Annotated in this window: 14 protein-coding genes and 1 other RNA gene; 10 read left to right on the forward strand and 5 right to left on the reverse strand. The window is 69.4% G+C overall.

Annotated elements, in window-relative coordinates; translation table 11 throughout:
* Positions 1 to 1,012 (reverse strand): glutamine synthetase family protein (locus Q0Q23_RS15545; protein ID WP_295125988.1); only part of this gene is annotated, 1,012 nt, incomplete at its 3' end.
* A gap of 102 nt (positions 1,013 to 1,114) precedes the next feature.
* On the opposite strand from Q0Q23_RS15545, the gene panB reads away from it, so the two are divergent.
* On the forward strand, positions 1,115 to 1,966 hold the full coding sequence (gene panB, locus Q0Q23_RS15550; protein WP_295125991.1) for a 3-methyl-2-oxobutanoate hydroxymethyltransferase: 852 nt from the start codon (positions 1,115 to 1,117) through the stop codon (positions 1,964 to 1,966).
* Positions 1,967 to 2,054: 88 nt separating this feature from the next.
* Here panB and Q0Q23_RS15555 read toward each other — a convergent pair whose 3' ends face one another.
* On the reverse strand, positions 2,055 to 2,267 hold the full coding sequence (locus tag Q0Q23_RS15555) for an SPOR domain-containing protein (protein WP_295125994.1): 213 nt from the start codon (positions 2,265 to 2,267) through the stop codon (positions 2,055 to 2,057).
* 12 nt (positions 2,268 to 2,279) lie between these two features.
* Between Q0Q23_RS15555 and map the strand changes: the two genes are divergently transcribed.
* From map to Q0Q23_RS15600, 9 genes are all read left to right on the forward strand, one after another.
* The gene (gene map, locus Q0Q23_RS15560; RefSeq protein ID WP_295125996.1) at positions 2,280 to 3,146 is read left to right on the forward strand and encodes a type I methionyl aminopeptidase; all 867 of its coding nucleotides are present in this window, start codon (positions 2,280 to 2,282) and stop codon (positions 3,144 to 3,146) included.
* Between the two features lie 93 nt (positions 3,147 to 3,239).
* Positions 3,240 to 4,055: a polyphosphate--glucose phosphotransferase gene (ppgK, locus tag Q0Q23_RS15565; RefSeq protein WP_295126000.1), complete on the forward strand. Its 816-nt coding sequence runs from the start codon at positions 3,240 to 3,242 to the stop codon at positions 4,053 to 4,055.
* Positions 4,056 to 4,163: 108 nt separating this feature from the next.
* Positions 4,164 to 4,304 carry a hypothetical protein gene (locus tag Q0Q23_RS15570; protein WP_295126003.1) on the forward strand — a complete coding sequence of 47 codons (141 nt, stop codon included), beginning with the start codon at positions 4,164 to 4,166 and terminating at the stop codon, positions 4,302 to 4,304.
* A complete protein-coding gene (locus Q0Q23_RS15575) occupies positions 4,301 to 4,390 on the forward strand; it encodes a potassium-transporting ATPase subunit F (protein ID WP_295126006.1) in 90 nt (29 codons plus the stop codon). The genes Q0Q23_RS15570 and Q0Q23_RS15575 overlap by 4 nt, the downstream gene beginning before the upstream one ends.
* 1 nt (position 4,391) lies before the next feature.
* Positions 4,392 to 6,053, forward strand: coding sequence for a potassium-transporting ATPase subunit KdpA (gene kdpA / locus Q0Q23_RS15580; RefSeq protein WP_295126009.1), 1,662 nt, complete (start codon positions 4,392 to 4,394; stop codon positions 6,051 to 6,053).
* Between the two features lies 1 nt (position 6,054).
* Positions 6,055 to 8,184 carry a potassium-transporting ATPase subunit KdpB gene (gene kdpB / locus Q0Q23_RS15585; RefSeq protein WP_295126011.1) on the forward strand — a complete coding sequence of 710 codons (2,130 nt, stop codon included), beginning with the start codon at positions 6,055 to 6,057 and terminating at the stop codon, positions 8,182 to 8,184.
* Positions 8,185 to 8,212: 28 nt separating this feature from the next.
* Positions 8,213 to 8,833, forward strand: coding sequence for a potassium-transporting ATPase subunit KdpC (gene kdpC, locus Q0Q23_RS15590; RefSeq protein WP_295126014.1), 621 nt, complete (start codon positions 8,213 to 8,215; stop codon positions 8,831 to 8,833).
* Positions 8,834 to 8,867: 34 nt separating this feature from the next.
* A complete protein-coding gene (locus tag Q0Q23_RS15595) occupies positions 8,868 to 11,375 on the forward strand; it encodes a DUF4118 domain-containing protein (protein WP_295126018.1) in 2,508 nt (835 codons plus the stop codon).
* Positions 11,372 to 12,109, forward strand: a complete 738-nt coding sequence (locus tag Q0Q23_RS15600; RefSeq protein ID WP_295126021.1) for a response regulator — start codon at positions 11,372 to 11,374, stop codon at positions 12,107 to 12,109. The genes Q0Q23_RS15595 and Q0Q23_RS15600 overlap by 4 nt, the downstream gene beginning before the upstream one ends.
* 97 nt (positions 12,110 to 12,206) lie before the next feature.
* Here Q0Q23_RS15600 and rnpB read toward each other — a convergent pair.
* The 3 genes from rnpB to Q0Q23_RS15615 form a co-directional block, all read right to left on the reverse strand.
* Positions 12,207 to 12,576, reverse strand: an RNA gene (gene rnpB / locus Q0Q23_RS15605) — RNase P RNA component class A.
* Positions 12,577 to 12,607: 31 nt separating this feature from the next.
* Positions 12,608 to 13,342 carry a zinc ribbon domain-containing protein gene (locus Q0Q23_RS15610; protein ID WP_295126024.1) on the reverse strand — a complete coding sequence of 245 codons (735 nt, stop codon included), beginning with the start codon at positions 13,340 to 13,342 and terminating at the stop codon, positions 12,608 to 12,610.
* 57 nt (positions 13,343 to 13,399) lie between these two features.
* On the reverse strand, positions 13,400 to 14,218 hold the full coding sequence (locus Q0Q23_RS15615; RefSeq protein WP_295126027.1) for a Nif3-like dinuclear metal center hexameric protein: 819 nt from the start codon (positions 14,216 to 14,218) through the stop codon (positions 13,400 to 13,402).
* Between the last annotated feature and the right edge of the window lie 1,033 nt (positions 14,219 to 15,251).

Here is a 15,251-nt window from a genome sequence, read left to right on the forward strand (position 1 = left end):
TCGCGCGGTACTCGACGCGCGAGCTCTGACCCTTGTTGGGCTTGTAGAGCGGCACCCGCACCAGCGCCGACCGGTTGTTGTGGCCCCAGCAGACGAAGCTCGGCGCCTCGTCACCGCCCCACAGCCGCTTGTAGGAGTTGACGAACTGGTTGGTGACGGCCGTGATCTCGGGCGCGTGCTTGAGGAGGCCGGCGATGAAGTGGCGGCCCACCTTGGACAGCTGGTACTGCGCCCCTGCCTCGAAGAAGGCGTTGGCGTCGCCCTCGAACAGCGACATGTGGGTGTGCATGCCCGAGCCCGGGTGGCCCGAGAGCGGCTTCGGCATGAAGGTCGCGTACACGCCCTGCTCGATCGCCACCTCCTTGATCACCGTGCGGAAGGTCATGATGTTGTCGGCGGTCGTCAACGCATCGGCGTAGCGCAGATCGATCTCGTTCTGTCCCGGCCCGGCCTCGTGGTGGCTGAACTCCACCGAGATCCCGAGGTCTTCGAGCATCCGCACCGAGCGACGGCGGAAGTCGTGGGCCGTGCCGCCTGGCACGTTGTCGAAGTAGCCGGCCGAGTCGACGGGCTCCGGGCCCTCGTCGCCGAAGGTGGAGGACTTGAGCAGGTAGAACTCGATCTCCGGGTGCGTGTAGAAGGTGAACCCGCGGTCGGCGGCCTTCTCGAGCGTGCGCTTGAGCACGTTGCGCGGGTCGGAGACCGACGGCTGCCCGTCGGGAGTCGTGATGTCGCAGAACATGCGGGCGGTCGGGTCGACCTCCCCGCGCCAGGGCAGGATCTGGAAGGTGGTGGGATCGGGGTGCGCCAGCAGATCCGATTCGAACGCGCGCGTCAGACCCTCGATGGCCGAGCCGTCGAAACCGAGGCCCTCACTGAACGCGCCCTCGACCTCCGCGGGGGCGATGGCCACCGATTTGAGGGTGCCGACGACGTCGGTGAACCACAGCCTCACGAACTTGACGCCGCGCTCCTCGATGGTCCGAAGAACGAAGTCGCGCTGCTTGTCCATCCTGCCCCTTTCGTCAGCTTTCCCAGACTAGTGGCTTCCCGCTCGGATACCAGCCGCATCGTCGCGTCGGCCGCCCACTCGCCCGTCACTAGACTGAGGCGCATGAGCGAGCAGTCCCCTGTGCCCTCCGTCCACCCCGCCACCCCGTCGATGGAGTCGCTGAAGCGGGTGCGGACCCGTCACTTCCAGGCGGCGAAGGAGGAGGGCGCTCCGTTCACCGGGCTGACCAGCTACGACATGCTGACCGCCCAGATCTTCGACGAGGCCGGGATCGACTTCCTGCTGGTCGGCGACTCGGCGGGCAACAACGTCCTCGGCTACGACACCACGCTCCCGGTGACGGTCGACGACCTCATCCCGCTGACCCGGGCGGTGGCCAAGGCGGTCAAGCGTGCTTTCGTGGTCGCGGACATGCCGTTCGGCTCGTACGAGACCGGCGCACAGGAGGCTCTGCACACCGCGGTGCGGTTCATGAAGGAGACCGGCGCGCACGCGGTGAAGCTGGAGGGCGGCGAGCGCAGTGCGAAGCAGATCCGTCGCATCGTCGACGCCGGCATCCCGGTGATGGCGCACATCGGCTTCACTCCGCAGAGCGAGCACGGGCTCGGCGGGCACATCGTGCAGGGACGCGGTGCGGGAGCGGAGCAGGTGCTCGCCGACGCGCACGCGGTCGAGGACGCGGGCGCTTTCGCGGTGGTCCTGGAGATGGTCCCGGCCGATGTCGCCCAGCGTGTGACGCAGGAGCTGCGCATCCCGACCATCGGCGTCGGCGCCGGCCCTCATGTCGACGGCCAGCTGCTGGTGTGGACGGACTGGGCGGGCTTCACGACCGGCCGCATCCCCCGGTTCGTCAAGCAGTACGCCGACCTGAAGGGCGTCCTGTCCGAGGCCGCTCGCGCCTACAAGGACGAGGTCACGGGCGGTCGTTTCCCGACCGCCGAGCACAGCTTCTAGTCCGACGCGGCCGCGCTTTCGTCACGAATCACGTGATTCGTGCCACGAAAGTCGTGATTCGTCACGAATGTGCCCTCGGTGTGAAAGGTCAGCGGCCTTCTTCGGCGTCCTCTTCGGCCCACTTCGCGCTGTTCTCGCGGAGCTTCTCGAGAGCGTGCTCGGCCTCGACACGCGTGTCGAACGGGCCGACGCGGTCGGGAGCGGGCGACAGGAAGCCCTGCTCGACCTGGCCGGTCTTCATGTTGTACCAGTACTTGTGCTCGGCATCCTGACGGATCCCGTAGTCGTTCTCGCCGGTCATAAGGTTGATCCTATGCCCAAGGATTCCGCCGGTCACCTGATCCCCGGCCGCGTCACCGCGACGCGCGCCGTCCCCTCGCGCATCCCGCGGCCGGAGTACGTCGGCAAGCCCGGCCCGACGCCCTCGGACCGCGGCGACGTCTACTCGCCGGAGGAGATCGAGCTGATCCGGGAGTCCGGCCGGATCGCGGCGCGGGCGATCGAGCGCGTCGGCGAGGCCGTCCGGCCGGGCATCACCACCGAGGCGCTGGATGCGATCGGCCACGAGTTCCTGATCGAGCACGACGCCTATCCCTCGACCCTCGGTTACCGGGGCTATCCCAAGTCGATCTGCAGCTCGGTCAACGAAGTGATCTGCCACGGCATCCCCGATGACACCGTCCTCGAAGACGGCGACATCGTGAACATCGACATCACCGCGTACACGAACGGGTTCCACGGCGACAGCAATCAGACGTTCATCGTGGGCACGGCCTCCCAGGAGGTCACCCTGCTCGTCGAGCGCACCCGGGAGGCCCTCAACCGCGGCATCAAAGCCGTCGCCCCCGGGCGTCAGGTCAATGTGATCGGCAGGGCGATCGAGTCGTATGCCAAACGCTACGGATACGGCGTCGTGCGCGACTTCACCGGGCACGGCGTGGGGGCGACGTTCCACTCGGGCCTCATCATCCCCCACTACGACGCGGCGCCCGCGTTCGACGATGTGATGGAGGTCGGGATGGTCTTCACGATCGAGCCCATGCTGACACTGGGCGCGTACGAGTGGGACATGTGGGCGGACGACTGGACGGTCGTCACGCGCGACCGGAGCATCACGGCCCAGTTCGAGCACACGCTCGTGGTCACCGAGCGGGGCGCGGAGATCCTGACGCTGCCGTGACGCCGGCGGGCGACGACACGAGCGTCTCCATCGTCGAAGACGCCTTCCTCCCCCTCGCCACCCGGGGCGCGAGTGCAGGGTAGATTCGTGCACATGAGCGCGCAGAACCACGCAATCGGAATCGACATCGGCGGAACGGGCATCAAGGGGGCGCTGGTCGATCTCGAGACCGGCGAGCTCGTCAGCGATCGCGTCAAGCTGCCGACTCCCGAGGGCGGCAAGCCCGACGACATCGTGGAGACGACGAAGGAGATCGTCGAGCGGCTCGCCGCGGAGGAACCCGACGCACCGGTGGGCGTCTGCTTCCCCGCGATCGTCAGCCACGGCGTCACCCTGTCGGCGGCCAACGTCTCGAAGAAGTGGATCGGCCTGCACGCCGAGGAGCTCTTCGAGAAGGGGCTCGGGCGCGACATCCACTTCGTGAACGACGCGGACGCGGCCGGCTACGCGGAGACCCGCTTCGGTGCGGCGAAAGGCAGGGACGGCCTGGTCATCATGACCACCCTCGGCACCGGGATCGGGTCCGCCCTCATCTACGACGGCGTGCTCATCCCGAACGCCGAGCTCGGGCACCTGGAGATCGACGGCCACGACGCGGAGTCGCGTGCGGCCTACTCGGCGAAGGAGCGCGAAGACCTGTCGTGGGAGAAGTGGGCCAAGCGGCTCCAGAAGTACTACTCGACGGTGGAGTTCCTGTTCACCCCCGACCTCTTCATCGTCGGCGGCGGCGTGTCGAAGAACTACCAGGAGTTCCTGCCGCTGCTCGATTTGAAGACCGAGATCGTGCCGGCGGTGCACCGCAACAATGCGGGCATCCTCGGGGCGGCGGCGCTGGCCGTCCGCGGCGAGCGCCGCGACGCCGGCGAGCGCGGGCGTTCGGCCGAGGTCGGCGTCTCCCCCGACGCCTGATCCGGGCGAAGCCACGCGGCCGGCGCGCACACCGTCAGCGATCCGCATGGATCCTGCGCCACTGCGTTAGGGAACCGTGAGGACGCTCGTCGCACCGCCCCTGCGGGTGTGAACTCTCTCCTGTCCGGCCGTCCGGTCGGGCTGTCCGGATGGATGGAGAGAGTCGTGCTTGACCTCGTCTACCTTCTCGCCGTCGCTGTGCTGGCGCTCGTCGTCGCACTGGTCGGCCGGGGGGTCGAGAAACTGTGATCGTCATCACCCTGATCGCCGCCCTGCTCGGCATCGCGGCGATCGGCTACCTCGTGGTCGCCCTGGTGAAACCGGAGCGGTTCTGACATGGGGGTCTGGCTGTTCGTCGCCCAGCTGGCGACACTCGTCCTCCTGCTCGCGATCGCCTACCGCCCCGTGGGCGACTACCTGGCCCGGGTCTTCACCTCGGACAAGGACCTGGCCGTCGAGCGGGGGGTCTACCGGCTGATCGGTATCGATCCGCGCGCGGAGCAGTCCTGGCCCGCGTACCTGCGCGGAGTCCTCGCGTTCTCCGTCGTCGGCATCCTCATCGTCTACGGTCTTCAGCGGCTGCAGCAGTTCCTGCCCTACAGCCTGGGCTTCCCGGCGGTGCCGGAAGGGACGGCGTTCAACACGGCGGTCTCCTTCGTCACGAACACGAACTGGCAGTCGTACTCACCGGACGTCACGCTCGGCTACACGGTTCAGTTCGCAGCCCTGGCCGTGCAGAACTTCGTCTCGGCGGCCGTGGGCATCGCGGTGGCGATCGCGCTGGTCCGCGGCTTCGCCGCGCGGCGGAGCGCCGGCACATTCACGCAGGCGGGCATCGGCAACTTCTGGGTCGACCTGATCCGCGCGACGGGCCGCGTCCTGCTGCCGTTCGCGCTGGTGTCGGCGATCGTGCTGATCGCCGGAGGCGTCATCCAGAACCTCACGGGCTTCACCGACGTCCACACGCTCGCCGGCGCGACGCAGTCGATCCCCGGTGGGCCGGTCGCGTCCCAGGAGGCGATCAAGCTGCTCGGCACGAACGGCGGAGGCTTCTTCAACGTCAACTCCTCCCACCCGTTCGAGAACCCGACCGCGTGGACGAACCTGTTCGAGATCTTCCTGATCCTCGTCATCCCGTTCTCGCTCCCCCGCACGTTCGGCACGATGGTCGGCGACAAACGGCAGGGCTACGCGATCCTGGCGACGATGGGCTCGCTGTTCCTGATCTCGCTCATCGCCATGACCCTCTTCGAGGTCGGCGGCTCGATGGAGGGCAAGGAGACCGTGTTCGGCATCCTCGGCTCGACGCTCTTCAACACGGCGAGCACGACGACCTCCACCGGCGCCGTCAACTCGATGATGGACAGCTACAGTCCGCTCGGCGGGATGATGGCGATGATCAACATGATGCTGGGCGAGACCGTCCCGGGCGGCGTCGGCTCCGGACTCTACGGGATCCTCGTGATCGCGGTGATCGCCGTGTTCCTCGCCGGCCTGATGGTCGGGCGCACGCCCGAATACCTCGGCAAGAAGCTCGGCCCGCGCGAGATCAAGCTCGCGAGCCTGTACATCCTGACCACGCCGGCGATCGTTCTGCTCGGAACCGGCCTCAGCTTCGCGATCCCGGCCGTCCGCGCCGACGTCGAGAAGACCTCGATCCTCAACCCCGGGCTGCACGGCTTCAGCGAGGTGCTCTACGCGTTCACCTCGGCGGGGAACAACAACGGCTCGGCTTTCGCCGGTCTGACAGCCGCGACGCCCTGGTTCAACACGGCGCTCGGCGTGGCGATGTTCCTCGGCCGCTTCGTGCCGATCGTCTTCGTGCTCGCCCTGGCCGGCTCGCTCGCCTCCCAGAACAAGGTGCCCGCCACCGCGGGCACCCTCCCCACGCACCGCCCGCAGTTCGTCGGCCTCATGGCCGGCACGATCCTGCTGGTCTCCGCGCTCACCTACTTCCCTGTTCTCGCGCTGGGTCCCCTGGCGGAAGGGCTGAACTGACATGACCACCACCCATTCGACTTCGACCCGCGCGTCGTCCACACCCGCCGGCGCCTTCTCGGCCGGGCAGCTGGTCGCCGCGCTGCCGGGAGCCGTGCGCAAGCTCGACCCGCGCTTCATGTGGCGCAACCCGGTGATGTTCATCGTGGAGGTCGGCGCGGCGCTCACGACCGTGATCGCTGTCGCCCAGCCGTTCCTGGGATCCGGCGGCGCGGGTCCCGCGACCCTCGCCTTCACCTGGAGCATCGCCGTGTGGCTGTGGCTCACCGTGCTCTTCGCGAATCTCGCCGAATCGGTCGCCGAGGGACGCGGCAAGGCCCAGGCCGCCACCCTGCGCAAGACGCGGTCGACCACCGTCGCGAGCCGGGTCGCCGGCTATGACGAGACCGGCGACCCGGAGGCTCTGGCCGCGACGACCGAGACGGTCGCGTCGAGCGAGCTCCGGCTCGGCGACGTGGTCGTGGTCACGGCGGGAGAGCTGATCCCGGGCGACGGAGATGTCATCCGCGGCATCGCCACGGTCGACGAGTCGGCGATCACCGGCGAGTCCGCGCCGGTCGTGCGGGAGTCCGGCGGCGACCGCAGCGCGGTGACCGGAGGGACCCGGGTGCTCTCCGACCGCATCGTCGTGCGCATCACCAGCAAGCCGGGCGAGACCTTCGTCGACCGGATGATCGCCCTGGTGGAGGGCGCCTCCCGGCAGAAGACGCCGAACGAGATCGCACTGAACATCCTGCTGGCCAGCCTGTCGATCATCTTCGTGATCGTCGTGCTCGTGCTGCAGCCGGTGGCCGGCTACTCCGAGGTCTCGCCGACGGTGCCCGTGCTGGTGGCGCTGCTGGTCTGCCTCATCCCCACGACCATCGGGGCGCTCATCTCGGCCATCGGCATCGCCGGCATGGATCGCCTCGTGCAGCACAATGTGCTCGCTATGTCCGGCCGGGCTGTCGAGGCCGCCGGTGACGTGACGACGCTGCTGCTCGACAAGACCGGCACGATCACCTATGGAAACCGCCGCGCGAGCGAGTTCACCGCCGTGGGCGGCACCGACGGCGGGGAGCTGGTGCGGGCGGCGGCGCTGTCCTCCCTCAGCGACCCGACTCCGGAAGGCGTGTCGGTCGTCGAGCTCGCCGAGACGCTGGGCTACGAGCGGCCGCAGCACATCGCAGGCGAAATCGTCCCCTTCACCGCGCAGACGCGCATGAGCGGCCTCGACCTGCCCGACGGCTCCCAGGTGCGCAAGGGCGCCGCGAGCGCCGTGGTGGCGTGGGTCCGCGAGACGACGCCGCCCTCGGCCGCCGCCCTCGCCGAGCTCGACCAGGAGGTCGAGCGGATCTCGCAGGTCGGCGGCACGCCGTTGGCCGTCGCGACACGCGACGCGGACGGCAGCGCCCGTCTGCTCGGTGTCGTCTACCTGAAGGACATCGTCAAGGAGGGGCTCGCCGAACGGTTCGCCGATCTCCGGAAGATGGGCATCCGCACCGTCATGGTCACCGGCGACAACCCGCTGACCGCGAAGGCGATCGCGGCGGAGGCCGGCGTCGACGACTTCCTCGCCGAGGCGAAGCCAGAGGACAAGCTCGCGCTCATCCGGCGGGAGCAGGAAGGCGGCGCGCTCGTCGCGATGACCGGGGACGGCACGAACGACGCCCCCGCGCTCGCCCAGGCCGACGTCGGCGTGGCGATGAACACCGGGACCTCTGCGGCGAAGGAAGCCGGCAACATGGTCGACCTCGACTCCGACCCGACCAAGCTGATCGACATCGTCCGCATCGGCAAGCAGCTGCTCATCACCCGCGGCGCGCTCACGACCTTCTCGATCGCGAACGACGTGGCCAAGTACTTCGCCATCATCCCCGCCATGTTCGTCGGCGCCTTCCCCGGACTCGCCGCGCTCAACGTGATGGGCCTCCACTCCCCCGCCTCGGCGATCCTCTCCGCCGTGATCTTCAACGCGATCGTCATCGTGCTGCTGATCCCGCTGGCCCTGCGCGGCGTGCGCTACCGGCCGTCGGCGGCCTCATCGCTGCTGGGGCGCAACCTCCTCATCTACGGGCTCGGCGGGATCATCGCGCCGTTCATCGGCATCAAGCTGATCGACCTGCTGGTCGCCCTCATCCCCGGCTTCTGACCCGGACCGACCGAAAGGCAATCGAACGATGAACCGCCTCCGCGGCGCCTGGCGCCACTACTGGGTCGCCCTGCGCGCGATGATCCTGCTCACCGTGGTGCTCGGGATCGGCTACACCTTCGTCGTCACCGGCATCGGGCAGGCCGTCATGCCGGCCCAGGCGAACGGCTCGATGATCACCTCCGGCGGGAGAGCCGCGGGCTCGGCCCTGATCGGCCAGGCCTTCACCGACGCGAAGGGGAAGCCGCTGCCCCAGTGGTTCCAGTCGCGTCCGTCGGCGGCGACCGCGAACGGACCCGCCGGCTACGACGCGGCTGCGTCCTCCGGCAGCAACCTCGCCACCGGCAACCCGGTGCAGGTGAAAGCCGTGAAAGACCGGACGGCCGCGATCGCGAAACTCGACGGCGTGCCCGAGTCCGCCGTCCCGTCGGACGCCGTCACGGCCTCCGCGTCGGGTCTCGACGCACACATCTCGCCCGACTACGCGCTGCTCCAGGTGAAGCGTGTCGCCGACGCGCGCGGCCTCCCCGAAGCAACCGTGAAGAAGCTCGTCGAGTCTAAGATTCAGGGACGGGACCTCGGCTACCTCGGGGACCCGACCGTCAACGTGCTCCAGCTCAATCTGGCGCTGGCCCAGCTCGGCCGCTGACCCGGCCGGCATCGAGAGTAGGGATCGAGAGCCCATGTCGCGTGGCCACCTTCGGGTCATGCTCGGCGCGGCGCCCGGCGTCGGCAAGACCTACGCCATGCTCGAAGAGGGGCGGCGTCTCCAGGCGCTGGGCAAGGACGTGGTGGTCGCGGTCGTGGAGACCCACGGCCGCGCCGCCACCGCCGCCCTCGTCGAGGGTCTGGAGGTCGTGCCGAGGCGCACCGTCGAGCATCGAGGGGTGGAGCTGACCGAGCTCGACCTCGACGCCGTGCTCGCCCGCCGGCCGCAGCTCGCCCTCGTCGACGAGCTCGCCCACACCAACGCCCCCGGCCTGGCCAACGAGAAGCGCTGGGAGGACGTGGAGGCGATGCTCGCCGCCGGCATCGACGTGATGTCGACGGTCAACATCCAGCACATCGAATCCCTGAACGACGTGGTCGAGCAGATCACGGGCGTTCAGCAGCGCGAGACCATTCCGGACGCGGTGCTGCGGCGCGCCGACCAGATCGAGGTCGTCGACCTCGCGCCGCAGGCGCTGCGCGACCGGCTCGCCGAGGGCGTCGTCTACCCCGCTGCGCGCGTGGACGCAGCTCTGTCGAACTACTTCCGGCTCGGCAACCTCACCGCGCTGCGCGAGCTCGCACTGCTCTGGCTGGCCGACGAGGTCGACAGCGCCCTGCAGAAGTACCGCGCCGAGCACGGCATCGCCGGCAAGTGGGAGGCCCGCGAACGGGTGGTGGTCGCCCTCACCGGCGGCCCGGAGGGCGAGACGCTGCTGCGGCGCGGTGCGCGCATCGCCGCCCGGTCGGCCGGTGGCGAGCTGCTGGCGGTCCACATCACCAGCCAGGACGGCTTGCGCGCGGGGAATCCGGGTACTCTCACCGCCCAGCGCGCGCTGGTCGAGCAGCTCGGCGGCAGCTACCACCAGGTGGTCGGCAGCGATATCCCGCGCGCGCTCGTCGACTTCGCCCGCGGCGAGAACGCGACGCAGCTGGTCATCGGTGTTTCGCGCCGCAGCCGCCTGGCCGCTCTGCTCACGGGGCCGGGGATCGGCGCGACGGTGATCCGGGAGTCGGGCGACATCGACGTGCATATCGTGTCGCACTCCCGAGCCGGCGGCCGCTTCTCGCTGCCCCGCCCGCGGGGCGGCCTCACCGTGCGCCGACGCGTCTACGGCTTCCTCCTCGCCTTGGTCGGCGGCCCCTTGCTGACGCTGCTGCTGGTGAACGTCCGGTCGGACCAGGCGATGACGGCCGACGTGCTGAGCTACCAGTTGCTCGTCGTGATCGTCGCGCTGGTCGGCGGGATCTGGCCCGCCCTGTTCGCTGCGCTGCTCTCCGGGCTCACGCTCGACTTCTTCTTCGTCGACCCGCTCTACACGATCACCATCGCCGAGCCGCTGCACCTGCTGGCGCTCGTGCTGTACCTCGTGATCGCCGCCCTGGTCAGCATCGTGGTCGACCAGGCGGCCCGCCGTTCCCGCGCGGCGCGGCGGGCGACGGCCGAGGCGGAGCTGCTGGCGACCGTCGCCGGCGGCGTCATCCGCGGCGAGGACGCCCTGCAGGCGCTGGTCACACGCACGCGCGAGGCGTTCGGGCTGACCGGGGTGCGCCTCCTCGACGGCGACGAGGTCATCTCGACCGACGGCGAGCCCGCCGATCCGGCGCACACGCAGCAGCTGCCCGTCGGCGACCGCGGGACGCTCGAGCTCTCCGGGCGCGACCTGGAGGCCGCCGACCGACGCCTGCTGGCCGCGATCGTCGCCCAGCTCGACGCCGCGCTCGAGCACCGGGAGCTCGCGGCGACGGCGAGCGAGCTCGGCCCGCTCGCCGAGGCGGACCGGGTCCGCAGCGCGTTGCTGGCGGCCGTCGGGCACGACCTCCGCCGGCCGCTGGCCGCCGCGACGGCGGCCGTCACCACGCTGCGGCAGATCGACATCGCGCTGAGCGACGCGGACCGGGAAACCCTCCTGGAGACTGCGGAGGACAGCCTCCACGGGCTGGCGACCCTCGTCACCAACCTGCTCGACGCGAGCCGCGTGGAGGCCGGCGTGCTCGGGGTCTCGCTGGCGCCGACCGAGATCGACGACGTCATCCCGCCGGCTCTCGACGAACTGGGGATCGGCCCCGCAGAGGTCGGGCTCGACCTGGCCGAAGTGCCCCCGGTGCTCGCCGACGGCGTGCTCCTGCAGCGCGTCCTGGTGAACCTGCTGGGCAACGCGCTGCGCTTCTCTCCGCCCGACCGGCCTCCGGTGATCGCGGCCAGCGAGTTCGGCGGTTCCGTGCAGCTGCGGGTCATCGATCACGGGCCGGGCATCTCCGGCGAGCGCCGCGAGGCCGTCTTCCAGCCGTTCCAGCGGCTCGGCGACACGGACAACGACACCGGAATCGGGCTGGGGCTCGCCCTGTCCAAGGGTTTCGCCGAAGGGATGGGTGGCACCCTGGAGGCCGAGGACACGCCGGGTGGCGGCCTCACGATGGTGGTCTCGCTCCCCGCGGCCACCGGCGACACCACCGCAGACCGCACGGAAGGACAGCGATGAGGATCCTGATCGCCGACGACGACCAGCAGATCCTCCGGGCGCTGCGCATCCTGCTCGGCGCCCGCGGCTACGAGGTGCTCACGGCCACGACCGGTGCCGAGGCGCTCTCGCAGGCGGTCGAGCACCATCCCGACCTGGTCATGCTCGACCTGGGTATGCCGGAGCTGAACGGCATCGAGGTCATCGAGGCACTGCGCGGGTGGACGTCGGTGCCGATCCTGGTCGTCTCCGGCCGCACCGGCTCCGCCGACAAAGTGGACGCCCTCGATGCCGGAGCCGACGACTACGTCACCAAGCCGTTCGCGGCGGACGAGCTGCTGGCCCGCATCCGCGCGCTCACCCGGCGGCAGTCCGGTTCGGCCGACGAGCCGGCGGTGCGGTTCGGCGACGTCACGGTCGACCTCGCGGCACGCCAGGTCGTCAAGAGCACCGCCGACGGCGAGAGCCCCATCCGGCTGACTCCGACCGAGTGGGCGATCCTGGAGGTGCTGCTGCGAAACCCGCGCCGGCTGGTGACCCGGCAGGCCCTGCTGACACAGGTGTGGGGGCCGCAGTACACGAGCGACACCGGCTATTTGCGCTTGTACCTGGCGCAGCTGCGCAAGAAGCTCGAACCGGTGCCTTCCGCGCCGCGCTACCTGCTCACGGAGGCCGGAATGGGCTACCGCTTCTCCCCCGACCCGGAGTCGGACCCCGACCCAACCTCCGCCCCCGCCTCCGATCCCGCCTCATGAACCGCCCGAAGGGCGGCCGAGGGGCGTCTGAATGCCCCTAAAACGGGGTTTTAGGGGCGTTGACGCGCCCCTCGGCGAGTGCTGTGCCGGGGTGAAGGGAACGGGACGGCCGATACGCCGGGTTCTGTCACGACGCTTGCGCGCCGCGGACGGCCATCTCTCTCGGGACGACGTCGCCGCCGCCCTCCAGCGGTCTACCCGGGGACGAGGCGAGCCACCTCATGGTCCCCTGTCTGACCTTGCTCCGGGTGAGGTTTACCCAGCCGGCCGGGTCACCCCGGCCGCTGGTGGTCTCTTACACCACCGTTTCACCCTTACCGCGCACTCGCGTGCGAGGCGGTCTGCTTTCTGTTGCACTTTCTCGCGGGTCACCCCGGGTGGGTGTTGCCCACCACCCTGCTCTGCGGAGCCCGGACGTTCCTCGGCGGCCCGCTTGCGCGGACCGACGCGACCGTCTGGCCGTCCCGTTCCGGGGTCAACCCTAGCGCAGAGGGCGCGTCAGAGTCCCGACTCCTCGTTGCGGATGAGGATGGCGCCGCTGTCCGGGCACAGCACGACGTCGTCGTCGGCCGCTCGGCGGATCTCGGCGAGATCGGACTCGGTGAGCGTGACGTTGGACCCCATCGACACCCCGCGCAGCAGAAGCGCCGCACCGATGCCGTAGCGCGAGCGCTGCCGTTCGTAGAGGGCGACCAGCTCGTCAGGGAGCGCCGCGGCGATCGTGGCGCGGTCGCGGGCGAGGGCGTCGCGCTGGGTGCCGACGGTTCCGGCCTCGGCATCGCGTGCGGCCTCCAGGGCCTGCACCCGGCTGTCGAGCTCGGCGCGCTCGGCCTCGATGGCCGCCAACGCGCTCTCCAGGCCCTCGACGCGCTCCATGACCGTCAGCTCGATCTCCTCGAGATCGTTCTGGCGCTTGTCGAGCGCGGCGAGCTCGGCCTCGAGCGCCTGCACGTCCTTCATCGACGACGTCTGCTGCAGGCGCTCGGTGTCGCGACGCTTGCGTGCCTCCACGAGCTCGACGTCCGACTCGACGCGCGTGAGCTCCGCCCTGGCATCCTCGACCTCGCCCGTCGCCGCGATCCAGCGCGCGCGGAGGGCGTCGACTTCCGGCTGCAACGCGGCGAGCTCGGCGGCCTGCGGGGGGTTCTTGAGGGCGTGGTCGAGCTGGCTCAGCCGCGTGTCGGCGGTCTGCAGCCTCAGGAGCTCGTTCTGGTCGGAGGGGCTGGCTTTCACGGTGCTCTGCTCTCTGCTGGGTCGTTCGTCGCGGTGTTCATCGTCGCTGCTGGAGGCTCATTGCAGGATGGCAAAATCCCACGGATCGGTACGCAGCTCGCTGACGACGACCTCCACCCCGGGCAGGGCGTCGCGCAGGGCCGCCGCAGCCGTGTCGAGCCACAGCCACTCGCTCGCCCAGTGCGACACGTCGAGCAGGGCCGGGCCGCCGCCGAGCGCGGCCTGTTCCCGCGCCTCCGAGGCGGGATGGTGACGCAGATCGGCGGTGATGTAGACGTCGGCCCCGCGGACCGCCTCCGCGGCGAGCAGCGAGTCGCCCGCACCGCCGCAGACGGCGACGCGCGAGATCGGCTGATGGTAGTCGCCCGCCGCGCGCACGCCGCCGGCGGTGGGCGGGAGCAAGTCGGCAACGACGCGCGCGAGCGCACCGAGCGTGGTGGGCTGTGCGAGCGTGCCGACCCTTCCGATGCCGGTGACGCCGTCGGGGCCGGGGGCGATCGGCTCCGTGTCGGCGAGGCCGAGGGCCGCCGCCAGCACGGCGCTCGTGCCGTCGGCCACGACATCGGCGTTCGTGTGCGCGGCGATGAGCGCGCAGTCGGCGCGGATCAGCGTCGCCAGCAGGGCGCCCTTGTAGCGGTCTTCGGCGATGGAGGTCACGCCGCGCAGCAGCAGCGGATGGTGCGCGAGCAGTAGGTCGGCATCGAGCCCGACGGCTTCGTCGACGGTGGCGGCCAGGGCGTCCACGGTGAGGAGGATGCGGTCGACCGGGGCGTGCGGATCGCCCGAGATCAGCCCGGGCGCATCCCACTCTTCCGCTCCGGCGATCGGCCAGAGCGATTCGACGACCTCGCAGACGGAACGGAGAGTGTTCGGCACGCTCTAGAGCCTACGGGATCGCCGCCTAGGTCGTTTAGTGTCCGGCCGTGCCGGAGCGGAATCATCCATGAGACCCTGCCGAATCCTCAATTCGCCGTCGAAAGCTGTCGCCACGCCTGGAACCTCTGACAAAGTCCTTGGTCCAGGCGATGACCGTGCTGAGGAATGTATCAAACGAATATTTGATTCAGTACAATGTAAGCATTGGGCAGCCTACGCACCAGTTGGTAACATGCAAAGCGGTGTTTGAAGAAGCACTGAAAGAGAGCCGGAATCGTTCCGACCTGACCAACTAGGAGGAAACCCGATTGAGTTCATCAAGCATGCCCGTTGGCCGTCGCAGCACTCGCTCAAGGATCATCGCTGCTGCAGGCGCCGCACTGCTGGCGACGGGGATCGGACTGGCCGCAGCAACGCCGGCCCACGCGGCCGGCGACAAGACCATCTACGGAAATATCAAGTGCACTGCCGCCCCTGTCATCACGATTGGGACGACTGCAACCGCTAAGGGCGACGTCTCGTTCTCGCTGAACACATACAACAACACAGGAAGCCTCGGCACGGTAAATCTGGGGTACTCCTCCGCGTACGCCGCATGGGGTTGGAAGTGGTGGTCGAGCCAGGCTGGGACCTTCAACGCCCACGCGGGCGGGTCAGTCGGTGCCGTCTCGGCTGTCAACCGGTACTGCCAGAACATGTTTTCGTGACGCGACTCGGCGCCCTTGCGGTCGGGTTTGCGGCACTGGTCGTGCTTACGGGGTGCTCGCAGGCGACACAGCCTGGGAGCACCTCTCCACCCCTGAAGAGTGACCGCGAGATCAACAGGGCACGTTTCGATTGTCTGCAGGACAAGGGTTGGCCAGTTCGCCTGGAAGACGGGGCGATCTCGGTGGATATACCTGAGGCACAGCAGCCGCGGTATCGGGCCGACGCGGAGGAGTGCTTGCGTGCAGCCGGAGTCGATCCCGATGCCCCACTTTCAGACGCACAGTTCAATCAGATCTTCGAGTCCTATAGCTCGATACAGAAGTGC

Origin of the sequence: uncultured Leifsonia sp. (assembly GCF_945957465.1) — a bacterium.
Taxonomy (GTDB): domain Bacteria; phylum Actinomycetota; class Actinomycetes; order Actinomycetales; family Microbacteriaceae; genus Leifsonia.